Source organism: Olivibacter sp. LS-1, from assembly GCF_008245145.1.
GTDB lineage: Bacteria > Bacteroidota > Bacteroidia > Sphingobacteriales > Sphingobacteriaceae > Olivibacter > Olivibacter oleidegradans.
In genome coordinates, this window is the sequence record NZ_CP041643.1 from 3,402,551 (window position 1) to 3,420,771 (window position 18,221).

Genomic DNA, 18,221 nt, shown 5'->3' on the forward strand with positions numbered 1-18,221 from the left:
TTTAATTAAAAATTCATCAGTTTCAGTTGCGTTTTAGTTTAAAGGAAATTTCCAGTTCTCTGGCATCGCTAAACCCACAAATCTGTGCTCTGTAATACGCGGTCCCCTTAAATGTCCCTTCAATGAAGCCCTCTACAGAGGTGATGTTGGTTGTACCGCTATATTGAAAACCGGGACATTTGTCATACCCATTTACATAACTGTTCAGGCCTCCTGCGTTTCGTGGAAGTGTGAGTGCAATAAAGGATTTTCCCTTTTCCATACCGCCAACGTACGATCCGAGCGCCGTACCAAAGCATTGCAGGTTTATCACGAGCGATTGCGCTTGATTTGTGCCTCTGATGACGATCTGATTCTCTTGAACGGCGGCTATCGCTAAATGAGACATGTCATAGCTTACCCCATTCATTTTAAGAGAAAAAAAATTGTTAGGTTCTAAACGGATTTTGGTGATAAGAATGAGTTTCTCCATCTTTCGCCGGCCGTTGGGTGCGAGTGGGTCGCTGATATAGCCGTTTTTGCTTTCGATTTCTACTTGAATCTCCACATCGGTGGTTTTTGTGACTGTAGCAGGAGCGGTATATAAAGCATTTCCCATCAAGCCGTGCGAATTTTTTTCTGCTTTCAGGCTGCCGGGGCCGGAGATGATTTTCCAGTTTTTCACGCTCATGCTCTTCGAATACCCAATGGGATCGAAAGCCGCAAGAGGGACGCTGTCAATGCTGTTTACTGGCATAAGTGATCCTAGAACCATTTCCAGTAACTGCAGGTTAACCGCTTGATTGGCCCCGATCTGCTCTTTATCCTTTCGTAAGGAAATGAAATCGAACCAGACCCAATCGCTAAAATGGGTGGTCTCTACGGTAAGCTGTCGGCGTTCTTTATCAAGTACCGTAGGGACTCCGCACCATACACCATCACTTCGTTGGTAGGCCACCATACGCGTATCCGGATTTGATATATCTGCCGTATCATAAGGAAAGGCAATGCGAACAGCTTGTTTGAAATGGACGCCTTCGGGCAATAATCGGAAACCCGTATGTATGGATTCATCGTCTAATGTATTCCGTATAGGTTGAATCTGAAATAAAGTTGACTTGTCGACTGCGCCTGCGGGAACATGCACGGTGATTATATCGTTGAGCGACAAAACACCGCCTTCTGGACCTATTGATTTGGATACCCCTATAGCTAACACTTCACCCTTTGGTTTTGCAGTCGGCTGCCCGAAAACGGATTGTACTTCTTCATCTACAGGTAGTTTATCTTTCCTACAAGATGAAATTGAAACGATGCCTATTAATAATAGGACTACATGGAAAAGTTGATTGCGATTCATGTTTTTTTGAGCAAGTATAGCCATCCACTCAGCTCGTTAATGGAGTTTTTCGACGAATGGCTGTTATAAGCGATGAAGATGCGTATAAAAGGATGTGTGGATTTTGATTGTTTAGTCGACGTTATTAGGCGCTTATCCATTTATGCTGCAGTTGGTCGAAAATAATAACCTAAACTCTTAAACGCCTGTAAATTTGATAGCTATAAATTAAATAACATGAATGCATTTGGAATAATAAGGCTAAGTTTGGGGATGAGTATTTACCTCGTAGGTCTTGGCGTAGGATCAAGCGCGCAAGCTCAGTCCCTTTTTAAAAAAATCAAAAACAGAGTGGAACAAACGGCCACAGAAAAAGTACTGAACAAAGCCGATAAGGTGGTAGGAGAGGGTGTCGATAAAGCAATTGATGGCACTAGCGTGAAAGGAAACACGAAAGTTCTTGCTGAAAAACCGGAAGCATCTTTGACACAGGTTACGCCTGACAGCACCACGTTTATCAAGGCTTTTGCAAAATATGATTTTGTGCCAGGAGATTCGATTATTTATGCAGCTGATTTTGCGGACGATGTGAATGGTGAACTGCCCTCAGGCTGGAACAGCAACGCGGGTTCAGTGCTTGTAAAGCTCAATCAAATTCCGGGTAATTGGTTGCGACTAGCCCAGCGCAGCGTATGCCTCAGTAGTAATGATCAGCTACTCGGACCCGATTTTACGGTAGAATTTGATTTGCTTATGCAATTTGATTTAAAAGGTTGGTTGCCGCCATCTTTCCGGTTTGGCCTATTGGCCTCGGGTAATGTTTCTTCTACAGACAATACGTTGTTGAATGATCCGAAAGGTGTTAAATCTTTCTATACTGAACTGGCACCGCTTGCTGATGGCGCCAATATCGCCTTGGAAAGCTATCAGGCTTATACTCGCTACTTTCATAGTATGCCGAAAAAACATACTGAGCTAGCTCAATGGTACGGGAAGCCGGTACATATAGCGATCCAGGGCCAAAAGGAACGCTTGCGTATCTGGCTTAATGGCGAGAAGCTGTACGATGTACCAAAAGGAATACCCGGCGAAAATGAATTTAATCAAGTGTTTTTCAGCCTGTCGAGCAGTCCTTATAAGGATGAACAGGTTGGTGTATATATAAGCAATGTTAAAATTGCAAAAGGTATGCCGGATGGTCGGACTAAGTTACAGAAAGAAGGAAAATTTAGCACTACCGGCATTCTTTTTAGCACGGGGCAAGCAACTATTCTTCCGGAGTCTGAAGGTGTTTTGAAATTTATTGCCTCTATATTGGCCGAAGATCAGGCTGCCAAAATACAGGTGGTAGGACATACGGATGCGGTAGGGGATGATAAAAGCAACCAGATCCTTAGTGAGCGCAGGGCGGAAGCGGTAAAGCGGGCATTAACAACGCGATATGGTATCGCAGAAATGAGCTTGCAAACGAGTGGAAAAGGTGAATCAGAGCCTGTTGCTGACAATCAAACGGTCAAGGGAAGGACACGTAATCGGAGGGTCGAATTTATCCGTATTCAATAAAGGGTGCGTGTAATACGAAATTAACCTAATCGATTTTTTGGGTCGTAGCCTAGCAGTTTATTCGGCTAAGCTACGATCTTCAACCTGCTCTTCACTCAGTTGGAATATCATTTGAATAATACGCAATCGCTGCTGCAAACTCATATCGTTGGCTTTAATTCTTAGCGCACGTTTTTGTCTAACCTGGCCCAGCAATCCGAACATTTCTGCATAGTTGTTTTTTGAAGATTTCTTTCTCATTTTTTTGCATTAATAAATAGCTCATGCCTTACTAAAGTTTGGCAGAGGTTAAATCATTTTTAATTGTTTTAGCATCTGCTCTACTACCAATATTAAGCGAAGATTTTCGGTAAGGTGCCCGTGCTGAATTTCAATATTTATATAAGGGATGCGACGTTGCTGCGCATAGACCGAAAGCGAACCGTCTATTGCCTGGGTACTTTGTAGCACCACGTTTATTCCCATCCGCCGCAGATAAGTATAGTAGCTAGCTTCGGTGACGAATATCAGATCGTCAGCGTCCATAAGTGGGTTGACATAAACGCTATCCGCTACAGTTTTAAGCTTTCCGCTTAGGTAAGAGTTAATATTGAAATTGCCCTCGGTGTTATTATGCAAAGTAATAAAACAGTTTGTGTGGAGGTTTTTGTAGCGTTGGAGTAAAGAATCAGCTAAGGACCGTACTGGTTGTATTTCTTTGGCAGTAGGGGCCTGTTTGCTATAAAACCGCATGCTTTTATATAATCCCGTTGATTCAAACATTTGATTCGGATCAAAAGCGTAATTGCCCTTTTTGTTCCTAAACGTAATATTGCGTACCTCGCCATAACAGAGTTCGGTAATTGAGCCGCCAATTAAACTGCAATAGATCTCTGCCGCTTCTTTTCCGGTGTTCTCGTCATCGTGTAATATCAAGAAATTTAATTTTGGTTTACCATATATACGTTGCTGGATTTTAATCGTTTTTCCCGGTAATTCATAAAGGCAATGACTGTTTGATATAATTGCGACGGAGCCGAAGAATAGTAATTTGAGCATAGCCGGGGAAAAGAGGGGTATGGTATAATACCATATTTTACTGATTAAAGTATCCATTTAAATTAAGTTGAGTTGGTTTTCCCCCGTAAGGGCTTAACAAATATGACCCTTTAAACAAGCTCTTTTTATAGGATTCGATGAAGTATCAAAAAATGGCGATAAGCGTTAAATTGATGCCATGAACGAATAGAGTATTTAGCAGATACATACGCCTTTATCATAATAATTTTCTAAATTAGTTTTGAAATTTAATCACCTAAATGGAAACCAAAAATGAAACTGTATCAGGTAATCGGGCGGTTATTCCTTTGTTGCCTACCTATAAAAGAATCTGTACGTTAAAGCGCTTTTTTTTGCTATTTGTATTAAGTATCATGATGGCCAAGGCGCTAGGACAAATCAGCCAAGCTGATACGAGCCGCGTATATATGCTGGTTAATCTGGCGAAAGAGAAACAGCAGCAGGGATCAGCGGATTCCGCCGAATTCTATTTTAAAGAGGCAGGTAAACTGGCTCAGCGTCTGGTATTTGATAAAGGAATGCTGCAGTATGCTGGTCATTATTGTGTCTTTTTGTACCAGGAGGTTCGATATAATGAAGCCTTAGCTATGGCTAAAAAGCAATTAGCAATCAGCCTTAAACTTAAGGATTTACCACGGGCTGCTGCGGCGTATAATAACATGGCTTTGCAATATCAGGCTTTGGGGGAAATGCAACGAGCCTCTGAAATGTTGATGAGTGCCCTGAATATTTTATCGGACATCGATCGTCCTACGCGACAGGATAGCTCGTTTTTACGAAAATACTATAACAACCTCAGTTCATTGCTACTTGATATGAACGATTTAGCGAAGGGCTTGCGCTATGCCATAAAATCGTATCAAATCGCTGAAGAATTACAGGATTCGGCCGGCATTGGGAGTAGTTTAGTCAATATGCTGGTTGCGGAGGCTATGAGTGGTAAGCTGGCTGATGCTGAAAAACACTGCCTAGAGCTATTGGCGCTTGGTCGGTCTTTAACTGATCCGCCTATGCAACTAAGGGCGCTTATTAATCTCGCTGACATTTATTGTCGACAAAAAAGGTATGAAGTGGCACTTTTAACCTACGATAAGGCGCAAGCTCTACTTGCAAAAGCGCCGCCAGGCAATGAGGTGTACATACTTGCCGGACTGTCGACAGTTTATAAAAACATGAAGCGATATGGAGAGGCGGATACTTATTTTAGCAAGGCGTTGGCCCTTGCCGAAAATGAGCTTGCTAAGCCGCAGCAAATGGAACTGCTACTTTCCGGAGCGGAGATTAAAGAAGCCACCGGATCATATCGAGAGGCACTTGACCTACGTAAACAGTATGAGCAACTCAGTGATTCGCTGCTTAATAGCGAAACACATCATACTATTCAGGAGTTGGAAGTGAAGTACCAAGCGTCGGAGAAACAAAAAGCTTTGGTAGAAAGAGACCTCAAGATCAGCAAGCAGCAACGTGAACTCGAACGCAAAAATAAGTGGATAATCCTTTCTATATTGGCAATGGTGATACTTGGCGTCTTCTTTATTTTTAGCAGATTTATCAACAAATTGAAACGGAAGGCAGAAGCGTCACGGCAAGAAAGTCGTTTGTTGGAAGCGAAGTTGAGAGGCGAAGAGGAAGAACGCGCTCGGACTGCACGTGAATTGCATGATGGGGTAGCAAGCATACTCTCAGCAGCAAAACTTCACTTAGGTATGGAGCTCGTCAATGAGCCGAAGACCGAAGGGAATGATGTCAATCGCCTGCTCGAATCGGCTCTAAAGGAGATCAGGAATATTTCTCATAACCTTGCACCGGAGGCTGTACTTGAGGAAGGCTTTGCCTATGCTATAGAAGAGTTCTGCCGTCGGGTTCGAAGCTCCTCACTTGAACTGAATTGCTATGTTATTGGTACATTGCCAAAATTCAAAAAAGACGACGAACTTTTATTGTATCGCATGATACAAGAAGCCGTTGCCAATATGGTAAAACATTCGGAGGCCACGGAAGGGATTGTACAGTTGGTAGCCACAGAAAATAGACTAGCAATTACTATAGAAGATAATGGTGTGGGATTTGATGTCGAGGGATCGAAGTCAAAGGGGCTCGGCCTGAAAAACCTGCTCTCCCGTACACAACTTTTAAAGGGTGTATGCGAAATTCAATCAACGCCGAATAAAGGCACCTCGATTTACATTGAAGTAAGTGCTACTGAAGTTGCGGAATCAAAAAAAATGCGAGGGCGAAAGGAAGTGATTGCTTAGGCCTGCAATGTTCAACAGATGTTGGTCTTATTTGAAGGCAAAGGCCGAATGGTTATCCGGCCTTTATTAAAATGAGATAGTTTAACTTACTGTGTACGACCCGGATAGTTTTCCAGTCCTTTTTCAATGCAACTTATGGCGCTGGCCAAGTCTTCCAGGCATAAAACATAAGCAAGCCTAACTTGCTGTTCACCTAAACGGGTATCTGAATAAAATCCGGTTGCCGGTGCCATCATAACCGTCTGGTTATTATAGTCAAATTCTTCCAGCATCCATTGGCAGAACTTATCCGCATTATCAATTGGTAGTTTCGCAACTACATAAAACGCACCGCCTGGAGTAGGGCAGTAGACACCTGGGATTTTATTCAGTTCTTCTACCAGTAAATTCCGTCTTTTTGTATATTCACTGATTACATTATCAAAGTAACTTTGTGGTGTATCAATAGCAGCTTCGCCTGCTATCTGGGCAACTGCTGGAGGGCTTAATCTTGCCTGTGCAAATTTTAAACCAGCTTCCAGTATCTCTCGGTTTTTGGTGATTAAACAGCCAAGTCGAGCACCACATGCGCTATATCTCTTGGATACGGTATCAAAAACGACGACATGATTTTCCAATCCTTCCATATGCATCGGAGAAATGAAAGTATTACCATCGTAACAGAATTCTCGGTAAGCCTCATCAGAAAAAAGGTAAAGATCGTGTTTAAGGCAGAGTCCTTTCAGTGCCTCCATCTCTTCCTGCGAATAGAGGTATCCCGTAGGATTGTTGGGGTTGCAAATGATAACGCCTTTCGTCTTCGGACCAATCAACTTTTCAAATTCGGCAATATTGGGTAAAGCAAAGCCATCATCTATACTGGAAGGAATTGGCTTTACTTCCACACCGGCCATGCATGCGAAGCCGTTATAATTGGCGTAAAAAGGCTCCGGTATAATCACTTCATCTCCTGGATCGAAACAAGATTCCATGGCAATTGTAATTGCCTCCGATCCGCCGGTGGTTACGAGAATGTTATCTGCTGAAATATTATAACCAATGTTATTATAATAAGTGCTTAACTTTTCGCGATAGCTGGCATTTCCTTGTGAGGGAGTATAGGCCCACACCTTGAAGTCAATGTTTTTAACGGCATTGAGCATGGTTTCCGGCGTTTCAATGTCAGGTTGTCCGATATTGAGATGGAAAACTTTTTTGCCCATTTTTTTTGCTTCGTCGGCATAGGGTGTCAATTTTCTAATAGGGGAAGCGGGCATGCGCTTACCCTTGTTGGATATTGTTGGCATAATATATTGTTGGCAATTTTGATACAAACTTACTAAAGTAAATCAACAAAAAAAGCCGCTTAGTTTATGAAGCGGCTTCCTGTTGTTCTTATTAAATGCTTTATTTTACTACTTCTCCTTTTATATAAAGGGACTTTAGCGGCGTCTTTGCATTTGAACGGATGGTTACCGACTTGCTGAAAGGTGCCGCCTGGGCTGCGTTGAAGGTTACACTGATGGATCCCGCTTCACCCGGCTTTATCGGCGCATTTGTGTACTTGGGAACGGTACAACCACAAGAAGACTCGACTTTGGTAATAATCAACGGTTCAGTTCCTACATTCGTAAACTTAAATTCATACGAAACGGGTTTACCTTGGGGAATCTTGCCAAAATCATAAGTCTCTTTTTCGAACTTAAACTCTGCATTGCCATCTACTTTCCAAGCCGTGAAGGCTGTGAAAGCCACTAAAAGCGTAAAAATGGTTAATAGTTTTTTCATTTGCATACATTTTTTAGCGATGAAGTAATCTGCCGTTATCTGAGACAGTCTCATCTTTTTGTTTTTGTATAAGAATCTATTTCCTATGCTTTACAGCACCTTTGCCGGTGCTGTCCAAAAGCAAGCAAACTTCAATTCTTCGCATAAATTTATAACAAAAATATGATAAAAGGCAATTATAATGCCAATAAAGTAAGTAATATATTTGTTTCTATTTGATAGTGAAGCGCTTCATTTTATGGTGCCAACTAGTGCGAAACAATTCCGTTTTTTTATAGTCGACTAATAATGTTACTTTTACGGAAGAATGAACCAATTTAATTTATGATATAATGCTTTATGTGCACAGCTGAAATTTTGTTTGTTCTTTATGTGAAATTTTAAAATAGCTTTGGGGTTTGTAGGCATAACGCAGAATTTTATATAATTTTTATTACTTTTGAATTTTAGCATGATTTCTTGATATGTCAGATACTCACTTGAAATATACGGATCCGATTGATACCTCGAAACTTAGCTTTGAAGATTTTAAAGCTACAGTATTGAATGATTATCGCATTATATGCGAGAGTAGGGAAGCTAGCTTGTTAGGACGGAAAGAGGTATTAACGGGAAAAGCCAAGTTCGGCATTTTCGGTGATGGCAAGGAGGTGGCACAGATTGCAATGGCAAAGGTCTTTAAAGAGGGAGATTGGCGTTCGGGTTATTATCGAGATCAGACTTTTGCTTTTGCTACCGGTATATCAAATGTGTATGAATTTTTTTCTCAGATGTATGCACATCCGGATATTGAGGCGGAGCCTGCATCAGGAGGTCGCATGATGAATGGCCATTTTGCTACACGCGAGCTAAATGCCGATGGAAGTTGGGTCAATCAAACGCAGCTTAAAAACTCTTCGGCAGATGTTTCTACCACCGGCGGACAAATCCCGCGATTGCTTGGCTTAGCGCAGGCGTCGAAAGTATATCGAGAAAACAAGGAGCTTGCTTATTTAACGCACTTTTCAAATAATGGGAACGAGGTGGCTTTTGGCACGATCGGTAATGCTTCCACTTCGGAGGGGGTTTTCTTCGAAGCATTCAACGCTGCCGGCGTGTTACAGATTCCCTTAGCTATTTCTGTTTGGGATGATGGTTACGGCATTTCGGTCCCCAATAAGTACCAAACGACGAAAGAAGACATTTCGGAAGTATTGCGAGGTTTTCAACGAGATGAAAAGGGGGAAGGGTATGAGATATTCAAAGTGCGCGGGTGGGATTATCCAGGCCTTTGTGAAACTTACGAACGTGCTATTCGTATGTGTAGGGAGGAACATGTTCCGGTATTTATCCATGTGATAGAGATGACGCAACCACAAGGGCATTCCACTTCCGGATCTCACGAGCGATATAAATCAAAAGACCGGCTCGACTGGGAAGCTGAATATGACTGCCTGGTGCAGATGAGAAAATGGATGCTCGAATCGGCCATCGCAACGGAAGACGAACTGGTCATGATTGAGCAGCAGGCGAAAGAATTTGTGAAGGAAGAGCAAGTGAGAGCTTGGAAAGATTATATAGGCGCTTTTGCCGAAGAAAAAGCAAAGGCTATTGAATTGCTGAATGCGATTGAGCATAAGTCGGCAAAAATTTTAGCTAATCGACTAAATGCAATCAAAGAACCGAATTTAAAGCAAATTTACGGTACCATTAGAAAGGCTTTAAGAGAATTGAGGGGGCAAGAAAGCCAAGGAAAGGATGCTTTAATCCGATGGTATAGAAAGCAGCAAAATGTCAATTACGAACGTTATAATTCAAAGCTATTTACTGATACGCCGGAGGCGCCGGATAAGGTAGAGATGGTACCTGTGGCTTACGATGAAGATGCAAGAATGGTAGACGGGCGCGAGGTGCTTAACGCTTGCTTCGCTGCCAATTTTAGTCGTGAACCGCGGTTATTGGCTTTCGGTGAAGATGTAGGAGCTATCGGCGATGTGAATCAGGGCTTCGCAGGCTTGCAAGCTAAATTTGGCGAACATCGTATTTTTGATACCGGTATTCGGGAAACGGCTATCATCGGACAAGGCTTGGGTATGGCACTAAGAGGGCTGAAGCCAATTGCTGAAATTCAGTATGTAGATTATCTACTATATGGACTCACGGTAATGAGTGACGATTTGGCGTCTTTAAGTTATCGTACCAAGGGTGGGCAAAAGGCACCTTTAATTATTCGTACCAGGGGACATCGCTTGGAAGGAATATGGCATTCAGGTTCGCCTATGTCGATGATCTTAGGCTGCTTGAGAGGACTTCATGTATGTGTACCACGTAATATGACGCAAGCTGCCGGTATGTACAATACCTTGTTGCGGTCGGACGAACCGGCACTGATGATTGAGAGTCTGAATGGTTATCGCTTGAAAGAACGAATGCCTGCCAATGTGGGCTATTTCACGGTTCCTTTAGGAATCGCTGAGGTGGTGAGAGTGGGTAGCGATATTACGGTTGTTTCTTATGGATCTACACTTCGCTTGGTACAGGAGGCTGCGGGTGAACTAAGTGAAATGGGAATTTCGGTTGAAATTGTAGATGCACAAACCTTACAGCCTTTTGATAAACTACATACTTGTGGGCAATCGCTCTCAAAAACCAGCAAACTGTTGGTAGTAGATGAAGACGTTCCTGGCGGAGCTTCTGCCTTTATATTGCAACAAGTGTTGGAAGAGCAAAACGGATATTTCCATCTCGATTGTAAACCTCGTACTCTATCCGCTAAAGCACATCGGCCACCTTATGGTTCGGATGGGGATTACTTTACGAAACCATCTGTAGATGATATCATCGAGATGATTTACTCGATGATGCATGAATCCAATCCTGATAAATTTCCGGAAATTATCTAAAAAAGAAGTTAAAAGTCGTCATTTCGATTAGGCAGTGCGAAGCTGGAAATTTTCTAGTTTATATTCATCGCACTGGTCTCAACTGAAATGACGACGATAGATAGAGATCGTTACGCACGACCTAAATTCAAATTGCGTAAATAGTGATCAACAATTACTAAGGCAGCCATCGCTTCTACAATCGCTACCGCCCTGGGAACAACACAGGGGTCGTGCCGACCTTTTCCTGAAATCTCTGTTTCTTCTCCTTGCTGGTTAATCGTAGATTGTGAACGCATAATCGTTGCGACAGGTTTAAACGCGACCCTGAAATTGATGTCCATACCATTTGAGATACCGCCTTGAATACCACCTGAAAAGTTCGTTAAGGTTTTAAGCGAAGTCGCCTGCTTAATAGGATTAACGAAAATATCGTTATGTTCTGAACCGCGCATGCTTGCACCGCTAAAGCCTGATCCGTATTCGAAACCATGAACCGCATTGATACTTAACATAGCTTTGCCTAAATCGGCATGCAATTTGTCAAATACCGGCTCACCTAAACCGACCGGAACTCCCTTTATAACCGCACTCACCACGCCACCAACGGTATCTCCCTCTTTTCTGACGGAATCAATAAAAGTAATCATTTGGTTGGCCGTAGCAGGATCGGCACATCGAACAATGTTTGCTTCCCGAATAGCCACTAATTGATTTACATCCAGATCTCCCAAATTAGGGGCTTCTATATTTCCAACGGCTGACACGTGGGCAAAAATGCTTATACCAAGTTCTTTAAGAAAAAGTTTGGCCACAGCCCCTGCTGCTACTCTTGCCGCAGTTTCTCTAGCCGAAGAACGTCCACCTCCTCGATAATCACGTATGCCGTACTTCGTTTGATAAGTATAATCAGCATGAGAAGGACGATACTTATCCTGAATATGAGAATAATCCTTCGAGCGTTGGTCTTCGTTTGGAATGAGCATTGCCAACGGAGTGCCGGTAGTTTTTCCTTCGAAAATGCCGGAAAGAATTTTAACGGTGTCGCTTTCCTTTCGTTGGGTGGTGATTTTTGACTGACCAGGTTTGCGTTTATCGAGCTCAGCCTGTATAAAATCAAGGTCGACACTTATATTTGGAGGACAGCCATCAATGATTACACCAATAGCATCTCCATGAGATTCTCCAAAAGTAGTAATACGAAAGCTCTGTCCGAATGAATTTCCTGCCATAGGTAATAATTTTTGTTAAAGTAATTGTATGTTTTCGAAGGACGCTTGCTTAATCTAATATAAAACCTACGCTTGCCAAATGCTCCCAGAAAGCGGGGTATGATTTACCCACCACCGCAGGATCTTCGATTACAATCTCGTCAAAAGCAAGAGCCAACGGAGCAAAGGCCATTGCCATACGATGGTCTTCGTAGGTTTTTATTACGGTGCTTTTTGGCATCGCTTTGTTTGATGTCCTCAAGTGATAAATTTGATTGTCTTCAAGCAATTGCACTCCAAATTTAGCTAATTCATTTTGAAGCGCTAAAATACGGTCTGTCTCTTTGATCTTAAGGGTTTCTAAACCGGTAAAGCTTGCATCGTATCCCAGAGCTGCACAACAAGCAATAATGGTTTGTGCTAAATCAGGGCATTCTTTTAAATCAAAAAACCGTTTGCTGTCCGATGTAGTCGTTTTCTCAATTTTAACACCTTTATTTTCAAAGGTGGAACGAACACCAAAGTTTGCCATAATTCCAGCAATTGCACGATCGCCTTGTAGACTGCGATCTTTAAGTCCGGGTAAAAATAAGCAACTACCCAGTGGCGCAAGTGCTACTAAGGCATACCAGTAAGATGCGGCACTCCAATCAGGCTCTACGTGTAGGATCGAATCTTGTACGGGTTGCTTGCGGATTGTAATGCTATTTTCATTCCACTCATGAGTAATTCCTGTTTCTCTTAACATATCCAAGGTCATATCGACGTAGGGTTTGGATGTTAAGGTGCCTAGGATATTTAGACGAAGCCCCTTAGGAAGAAACGAAGCAACAAGTAATAAAGCGGATAGGTATTGACTGCTGACATCACCTTTTATAAAGACTTCTTCCTGCTGTTGCGTGAAATTACCATGTATTTGCAAAGGAGGGAAGCCTGGTTGTTCAATGTAATTTATATGCGCGCCAATGGTTTGAAGCGCATCAACTAAGATACCTATGGGACGTTGTTTCATCCGTTCAGACCCCGTTAATACGAAGGAGCCCGGAATGGTTGAAAGGTAGGCGGTAAGGAAACGCATAGCCGTTCCCGCAGGTCCGACATCAATTGTTCGGTTTTCCTGCGGTGTATGCAGCGAGTCCAAAACAGCTTTCAGGGTTACAGTATCATCTGCATTGGATAGATTCTCGATGCGAACTTTTCCTTTGCTGAGCGCGCTTAAAATAAGCGCGCGATTACTTTCACTTTTAGATCCGGTTAATTGAACGGTGCCTTGTATGGCCCCGTTCGGATACGATACGCTGAGTGTTTTCGTGTTCATTAGGCCTCCACTGCTGGTTTGGCGTTCATGATTTGATTCTGTTTGCGAATAGATTCACCGTGAATCAATTCTAATAATTTAACAGTAAAGTCTTCCTCCAGGTTTAAGGCCTTTGCAAATTTGCTGCGTTTCTCGATGATTTCCTCCCAGCGATTTACCTGTAAAATCGTTACTTTATTGTCTCTTTTGTATTCACCGATTTTTTCAACGATTTTCATTCTATCTGCAACTTTTTTGATGATCTGATCATCAATAGCATCAATCTCTTTCCGCAGGGCAGCAAGTTTATCTTCGAATACGGGGTCATTTGATTCTGCTTTTCGAAGGGAAAGGTTGTTAATGAGGTCTGCTAATGCTGCTGGAGTTACTTGTTGCTTTGCGTCTGTCCAAGCTACCGATGGGTCGATGTGCGACTCAATGATAAAGCCTTGCATGTCCAAATCCACTGCTTTTTGCGCTACGTAAGGTATTAATTCTCTTGTGCCGCAAATATGGCTAGGATCATTGATGATAGGAAGTTCGGGGGCTACCGTTTTTAACTGAATAGCTAGATCCCACATAGGCTCGTTACGGAAAGCTGTTTTTTCATAAGAAGAAAAACCACGATGTATTGCGCCCAATTTCTTGATTCCGGCGCGATTGATACGCTCTAAAGCACCAATCCACAACGACAGGTCGGGATTAACCGGGTTTTTTACTAAGACTGGAACATCGACGCCCTGTAGGGCATCAGCAATTTCCTGAACGGTAAAAGGATTGGCAGTTGAGCGGGCACCTACCCATAGTATATCCACACCGGCAGCTAACGCCTCCTCTACATGTTTGGCGGTAGCCACTTCTGTTGCGGTCAATAAGCCGGTCTCTTCTTTAGCTCGTTTTAACCATTCCAGGCCGATGCTTCCAATGCCTTCAAATTCGCCCGGACGAGTACGGGGTTTCCAGATGCCTGCGCGTAACACAGAGATCTTGCCGGTGGCAGCCAGCAAATGAGCCGTAGCAACTACTTGTTCTTCTGTTTCGGCACTGCAGGGTCCCGCAATTACTAAGGGTTCTTTGCCGGTAGCTAACCATGAGCTTAAGGGCAAGATGTCTAAATTTAGCTTCATTGTTCTATTGTATTATATTTTGTATTGCTGTTAATAATTCCTAGTTTATTATACCTTATCGTTTTTTATATACTCGCCTAAAATGTTAAAATTAATGGTATGTTTGAGCGTTTTCCGAATCGCTGCATCGTAGTTGTTTTGTTTTTTCCACTCAATGTCCACATAAAAATCATATTCATTGCGCTTTCCCAATACGGGCATCGATTGGATTTTACTCATGTTTATTTGCTCTTCAGCAAAAAAAGTGAGTACACGAGCTAAGGATCCGATGCTATTGTCTGTTTGAAAGAGCAGCGTTGCTTTGTTGGCTTTGGGATTTTCTGTTTTTTCTTTGGAGAGAATCAGGAAGCGCGTATAGTTCTTTTTGTTTGTTTCAATCCTCCGATCAATGATTTCCAAACCATATAATTTTGCCGCTAACTGATTCGCTACAGCTGCCGTGTCAGTTAATTTATTTTCGGCGATTTTTTTTGCGCAGGAGGCCGTATCGGTACCTTCCGTTATTTTAAATTGAGGGTGTTCCTCCAAGTAATCAGCACACTGCCGTAAGGCAATAGGATGAGATTCTACCTTTTTGATCTGTTCTAGTTTAGTTCCTGGTAAAGCTAGCAGGTTAAGCTGAATGCTTAAATAGACCTCACCTACAATCGGGAAGTGATAATCGTGCAGTAGTGTGTAGTTAGGAAGCAAACTTCCGGCAATGGAGTTTTCGATGGCCATCACAACATAGTCTGCCTCATTCTTCTTTAAAGCCTCGCATGTATGTTTAAAAGTTTCGCACTCCACCGTCTGGATGTCTTGACCGAAATATTTGAAAGCTGCTTCTTCGTGGAAAGAAGCACGTGTTCCTTGAATAGCTACTCTTATTTTGCTCATTTTAAATCTCAAAAAAAAAGTCCCGGTGAACAACCGGGACTTTCTTATACATTTTATTTCTTTATACATGCATATTAATCCCGGCCCTTACTGCTAAAGTAAAAGTAACCAAAGAACCAATATGCAGCTGTGTATTTCATTTTTTCTTTTTGATACCGCAAATATATGTAAGAATTATTATGAAACAAGAAAAAAAATAAAAAAATGTAAATATTCTTTCCTGATGCAGTTCTCTTCAAAAGAAAATGGCTGCATCAGGCATCGTTGTTTAGGCACTTGGCGATGAAATCAAAGTGCCCTGTGTATAGTTTTCGTTGTGTTGCGATAAATCTAAACCTTGCTCTTCTTCCTCGGAAGTAACACGAAGTGGCTGAATCAAATTAACCAGCTTAAAGATGACGAAAGATACTGCAAAGCTGAAGGCTACAACGATAAGCATCGCTTTCAATTGGGTGAAAAAGAACTCTGGATTGCCATAGAAGAGGCCGTCGTTACCTATTGGATTCACCTTTTTGCTGGCAAAAACACCCGTCAACAACATGCCAACCATACCGCCTACGCCATGACAAGGGAATACATCCAACGTATCATCCAAAGCTGACTTAGATTTCCATTGAACGACAAGATTAGAAATGATGGCCGCAACCACGCCGATGAAAATGCTTTGCGGAATTGCTACGAAGCCCGCTGCGGGGGTAATGGCTACCAGGCCGACAACCGCTCCGATACAAAAACCTAGTACAGATGGTTTTTTTCCTTTAATGACATCAAAAAACATCCAGGACAGGCCTGCTGCAGCGGCGGCTGTATTCGTCGTGCCGAACGCGGATACCGCTAAATCATTTGCAGCCAGTGCCGACCCTGCGTTAAAGCCAAACCAACCGAACCAAAGCAAACCGGTGCCTATTAATACATAGGGAATGTTTGCCGGTGGTACTTCTTGGTGTTCAAGGTGCGATTTTCTGCGTTTTAGTACCAATGCTCCTGCTAGTGCAGCGCAGCCTGCAGATATATGTACCACGGTTCCACCAGCGAAATCAAGCACGCCCATCTTAGCTAAAAAGCCTTCGGGGTGCCAGCTCCAGTGTGCCAAGGGAGCATAAACAAACAGACAGAACAATACGATGAAAAGGATGTAGGATGTAAATCGGATGCGTTCGGCAACGGCACCGACTACTAATCCGGGGGTAATGATGGCGAACATTAGCTGAAAAAGTGCAAATAAGGAAAGTGGAATCGTAGGTCCACCGCCCCAAGGTTCACCGGAAATTACGTTATTAAAGAACAGAAATGTTTTTGGATCACCAATGAAACCGCCTATCGAATCACCGAAACAGAGGCTAAACCCAACAATAACCCAGATTACACTTACGATTCCGGCCGCAACTACACTTTTGATCATCGTGGAGATTACATTTTTTCGATGCACCATACCTCCATAAAAAAAAGCCAAACCGGGAGTCATCAGGAAAACCAAGGCTGCTGCCGTAATTACCCATGCAATGTCAGCTCCACTGTAAACGCCCTCACCATTAAATGCTGTGACGGGTTGAATAAAAATTGAGGCAATAGCCACCGCAATCAAGACCAGAAAGGGTGTCGATTGTTTGATTGAATTTGTTTCCATAATTGTACTTAAAGTTGATTTCTACTATTTTCTTTAGAATGCGTACACAGCTGCAATTAAAAACTGTGACGCTGTTTTTGTCGTATTTAAATTCTTTTTGAAGAATATTTCCTCCGAACCGGAGTCGAGCCGGAGTTCGGGTATGATCGTTAAAGGACCCGCTTTTACATTCCCGCTAAGAGTGATAGCCTTAATCGAAGTGCCTTCCGTTTTTACATTATCTACCGTTGTGTCCTTGTTTTTGAAATACTCGCCCCGTGCACCTAAGGCAAAGGCATCAGAAAAGGCGTACTGGGCGTACAAGGCACCGCCGTGATAACCACCTTCGTCATCGGAAATCTTATAATTTGCACCGTTCAGACCGAGTTTGAATGCGTCGGTTATTTGGTAAGAAGTGGTTAAGTCGAAGATGGTGCCGGTACCACTTACGTCAGGTGCCGAATGGCCATTAAGAAAATTGAGGTATGCATCCCAGCCTTCTACAGGCGAAACGTGAAGTTGGGCCCCCACATGTGATACGCCATTGAGATCCTGGTATTGATTCCAGTCATTGAAAAGACCAACCATTAAACTTACCTTCTCTGAAAAGGTGTACGTGCCCTTTATTCCGGCATTTTGAAAAGGGCCTGTCGAAAAAAGATAGGAAGTAGAGTAGTTAAAGTTACCCGTAGGTGAAATAATTTCATATCCTATAAAGGTTCCCATGAAACCTGCAGTCATTGAAAACTTGTCGGTAAAATCATAGCTAACATACAGGTTTTGCAAATGGAAGGAATCGCCATCTTTGCCGGGAACAATGGATTGACCTTGTCCGCGAGGGCCAAAAGAAATTTCTCCAACAAAAGAAGCTTTATTCACCTTTTTGCTGACAGCTAGGTCTAACATACCTAGTGAAATAGAATTTTGCTCATTAGCAAAGCTGGTAGGAATATTGGAATACCCATTTTCCGTTCTATACCCGGAAAAATCGTACTTATAGTACATGTCAGCCGAACCGGTTATGACTAATGGACTTGTTTCATTCTCTTGAGCATTTGCACCTAGGGCAAGGGCGCAAAACATAAATGTTGAAGAAATTTTGGTAATCGATTTCATTTTTTTCGTTTGGTTTACGGTGTTTGGATAATTTGATAACGGTTTTTTTACTGTTTAGTCTTTTTTATTTCATGCAATTGTTTTGTTATGGTTTTTAAAATTGTTGTTTAACTGGAATTTTATTCTATTTTTTTTATAGAAATTAGTTTTAGGTTATTTTTTTGA

General features: G+C 42.4%; 14 protein-coding genes. 3 read left to right on the forward strand and 11 right to left on the reverse strand.

All coding sequences use genetic code 11. From position 1 onward, the window contains the following. Positions 1-22: 22 nt before the first annotated feature. Positions 23-1,339: a hypothetical protein gene (locus FKG96_RS13885; RefSeq protein ID WP_130857472.1), complete on the reverse strand. Its 1,317-nt coding sequence runs from the start codon at positions 1,337-1,339 to the stop codon at positions 23-25. A gap of 216 nt (positions 1,340-1,555) precedes the next feature. Between FKG96_RS13885 and FKG96_RS13890 the strand changes: the two genes are divergently transcribed. Next, entirely contained in the window at positions 1,556-2,881 is a 1,326-nt protein-coding gene (locus tag FKG96_RS13890; protein WP_149105645.1) for an OmpA family protein, read from the forward strand. A gap of 57 nt (positions 2,882-2,938) precedes the next feature. On the opposite strand, the gene FKG96_RS13895 is transcribed toward FKG96_RS13890, so the two are convergent. Further along, positions 2,939-3,121 carry a hypothetical protein gene (locus FKG96_RS13895; RefSeq protein WP_013666475.1) on the reverse strand — a complete coding sequence of 61 codons (183 nt, stop codon included), beginning with the start codon at positions 3,119-3,121 and terminating at the stop codon, positions 2,939-2,941. A 48-nt stretch (positions 3,122-3,169) separates the two neighbouring features. Continuing rightward, the gene (locus FKG96_RS13900) at positions 3,170-3,976 is read right to left on the reverse strand and encodes a hypothetical protein (RefSeq protein WP_130857474.1); all 807 of its coding nucleotides are present in this window, start codon (positions 3,974-3,976) and stop codon (positions 3,170-3,172) included. Between the two features lie 203 nt (positions 3,977-4,179). Between FKG96_RS13900 and FKG96_RS13905 the strand changes: the two genes are divergently transcribed. Beyond that, positions 4,180-6,195 carry a tetratricopeptide repeat protein gene (locus FKG96_RS13905; RefSeq protein WP_130857475.1) on the forward strand — a complete coding sequence of 672 codons (2,016 nt, stop codon included), beginning with the start codon at positions 4,180-4,182 and terminating at the stop codon, positions 6,193-6,195. 86 nt (positions 6,196-6,281) lie between these two features. On the opposite strand, the gene FKG96_RS13910 is transcribed toward FKG96_RS13905, so the two are convergent. Both FKG96_RS13910 and FKG96_RS13915 read right to left on the reverse strand, forming a co-directional pair. Continuing rightward, entirely contained in the window at positions 6,282-7,481 is a 1,200-nt protein-coding gene (locus FKG96_RS13910) for a pyridoxal phosphate-dependent aminotransferase (RefSeq protein WP_149105646.1), read from the reverse strand. Between the two features lie 100 nt (positions 7,482-7,581). Then, positions 7,582-7,962: a DUF1573 domain-containing protein gene (locus FKG96_RS13915; protein WP_013666480.1), complete on the reverse strand. Its 381-nt coding sequence runs from the start codon at positions 7,960-7,962 to the stop codon at positions 7,582-7,584. Between the two features lie 464 nt (positions 7,963-8,426). Between FKG96_RS13915 and FKG96_RS13920 the strand changes: the two genes are divergently transcribed. Continuing rightward, positions 8,427-10,844: a thiamine pyrophosphate-dependent enzyme gene (locus tag FKG96_RS13920; RefSeq protein WP_149105647.1), complete on the forward strand. Its 2,418-nt coding sequence runs from the start codon at positions 8,427-8,429 to the stop codon at positions 10,842-10,844. Positions 10,845-10,954: 110 nt separating this feature from the next. On the opposite strand, the gene aroC is transcribed toward FKG96_RS13920, so the two are convergent. From aroC to FKG96_RS13950, 6 genes are all read right to left on the reverse strand, one after another. Further along, positions 10,955-12,055 carry a chorismate synthase gene (gene aroC / locus FKG96_RS13925; protein ID WP_013666482.1) on the reverse strand — a complete coding sequence of 367 codons (1,101 nt, stop codon included), beginning with the start codon at positions 12,053-12,055 and terminating at the stop codon, positions 10,955-10,957. Positions 12,056-12,104: 49 nt separating this feature from the next. Beyond that, positions 12,105-13,352 (reverse strand): 3-phosphoshikimate 1-carboxyvinyltransferase, encoded by a 1,248-nt coding sequence (aroA, locus tag FKG96_RS13930; RefSeq protein ID WP_130857478.1) that lies wholly within the window; start codon positions 13,350-13,352, stop codon positions 12,105-12,107. Continuing rightward, positions 13,352-14,458: a chorismate mutase gene (locus FKG96_RS13935; protein ID WP_013666484.1), complete on the reverse strand. Its 1,107-nt coding sequence runs from the start codon at positions 14,456-14,458 to the stop codon at positions 13,352-13,354. The genes aroA and FKG96_RS13935 overlap by 1 nt, the downstream gene beginning before the upstream one ends. A gap of 48 nt (positions 14,459-14,506) precedes the next feature. Continuing rightward, on the reverse strand, positions 14,507-15,334 hold the full coding sequence (locus tag FKG96_RS13940; RefSeq protein ID WP_130857479.1) for a prephenate dehydratase: 828 nt from the start codon (positions 15,332-15,334) through the stop codon (positions 14,507-14,509). Positions 15,335-15,602: 268 nt separating this feature from the next. After that, positions 15,603-16,961, reverse strand: coding sequence for an ammonium transporter (locus tag FKG96_RS13945; RefSeq protein ID WP_130857480.1), 1,359 nt, complete (start codon positions 16,959-16,961; stop codon positions 15,603-15,605). A 33-nt stretch (positions 16,962-16,994) separates the two neighbouring features. Continuing rightward, the gene (locus tag FKG96_RS13950; RefSeq protein ID WP_130857481.1) at positions 16,995-18,056 is read right to left on the reverse strand and encodes a porin; all 1,062 of its coding nucleotides are present in this window, start codon (positions 18,054-18,056) and stop codon (positions 16,995-16,997) included. Between the last annotated feature and the right edge of the window lie 165 nt (positions 18,057-18,221).

Coding starts and splice junctions, on each gene's coding strand:
- FKG96_RS13940 (WP_130857479.1), bottom strand. CDS start 15,334: ATGAGCAAAATAAGAGTAGCTATTCAAGGAACACGTGCTTCTTTCCAC.
- FKG96_RS13890 (WP_149105645.1), top strand. CDS start 1,556: ATGAATGCATTTGGAATAATAAGGCTAAGTTTGGGGATGAGTATTTAC.
- aroC (WP_013666482.1), bottom strand. CDS start 12,055: ATGGCAGGAAATTCATTCGGACAGAGCTTTCGTATTACTACTTTTGGA.
- FKG96_RS13915 (WP_013666480.1), bottom strand. CDS start 7,962: ATGAAAAAACTATTAACCATTTTTACGCTTTTAGTGGCTTTCACAGCC.
- FKG96_RS13920 (WP_149105647.1), top strand. CDS start 8,427: ATGTCAGATACTCACTTGAAATATACGGATCCGATTGATACCTCGAAA.
- aroA (WP_130857478.1), bottom strand. CDS start 13,352: ATGAACACGAAAACACTCAGCGTATCGTATCCGAACGGGGCCATACAA.
- FKG96_RS13905 (WP_130857475.1), top strand. CDS start 4,180: ATGGAAACCAAAAATGAAACTGTATCAGGTAATCGGGCGGTTATTCCT.
- FKG96_RS13935 (WP_013666484.1), bottom strand. CDS start 14,458: ATGAAGCTAAATTTAGACATCTTGCCCTTAAGCTCATGGTTAGCTACC.
- FKG96_RS13900 (WP_130857474.1), bottom strand. CDS start 3,976: ATGGATACTTTAATCAGTAAAATATGGTATTATACCATACCCCTCTTT.
- FKG96_RS13945 (WP_130857480.1), bottom strand. CDS start 16,961: ATGGAAACAAATTCAATCAAACAATCGACACCCTTTCTGGTCTTGATT.
- FKG96_RS13950 (WP_130857481.1), bottom strand. CDS start 18,056: ATGAAATCGATTACCAAAATTTCTTCAACATTTATGTTTTGCGCCCTT.
- FKG96_RS13895 (WP_013666475.1), bottom strand. CDS start 3,121: ATGAGAAAGAAATCTTCAAAAAACAACTATGCAGAAATGTTCGGATTG.
- FKG96_RS13910 (WP_149105646.1), bottom strand. CDS start 7,481: ATGCCAACAATATCCAACAAGGGTAAGCGCATGCCCGCTTCCCCTATT.
- FKG96_RS13885 (WP_130857472.1), bottom strand. CDS start 1,339: ATGAATCGCAATCAACTTTTCCATGTAGTCCTATTATTAATAGGCATC.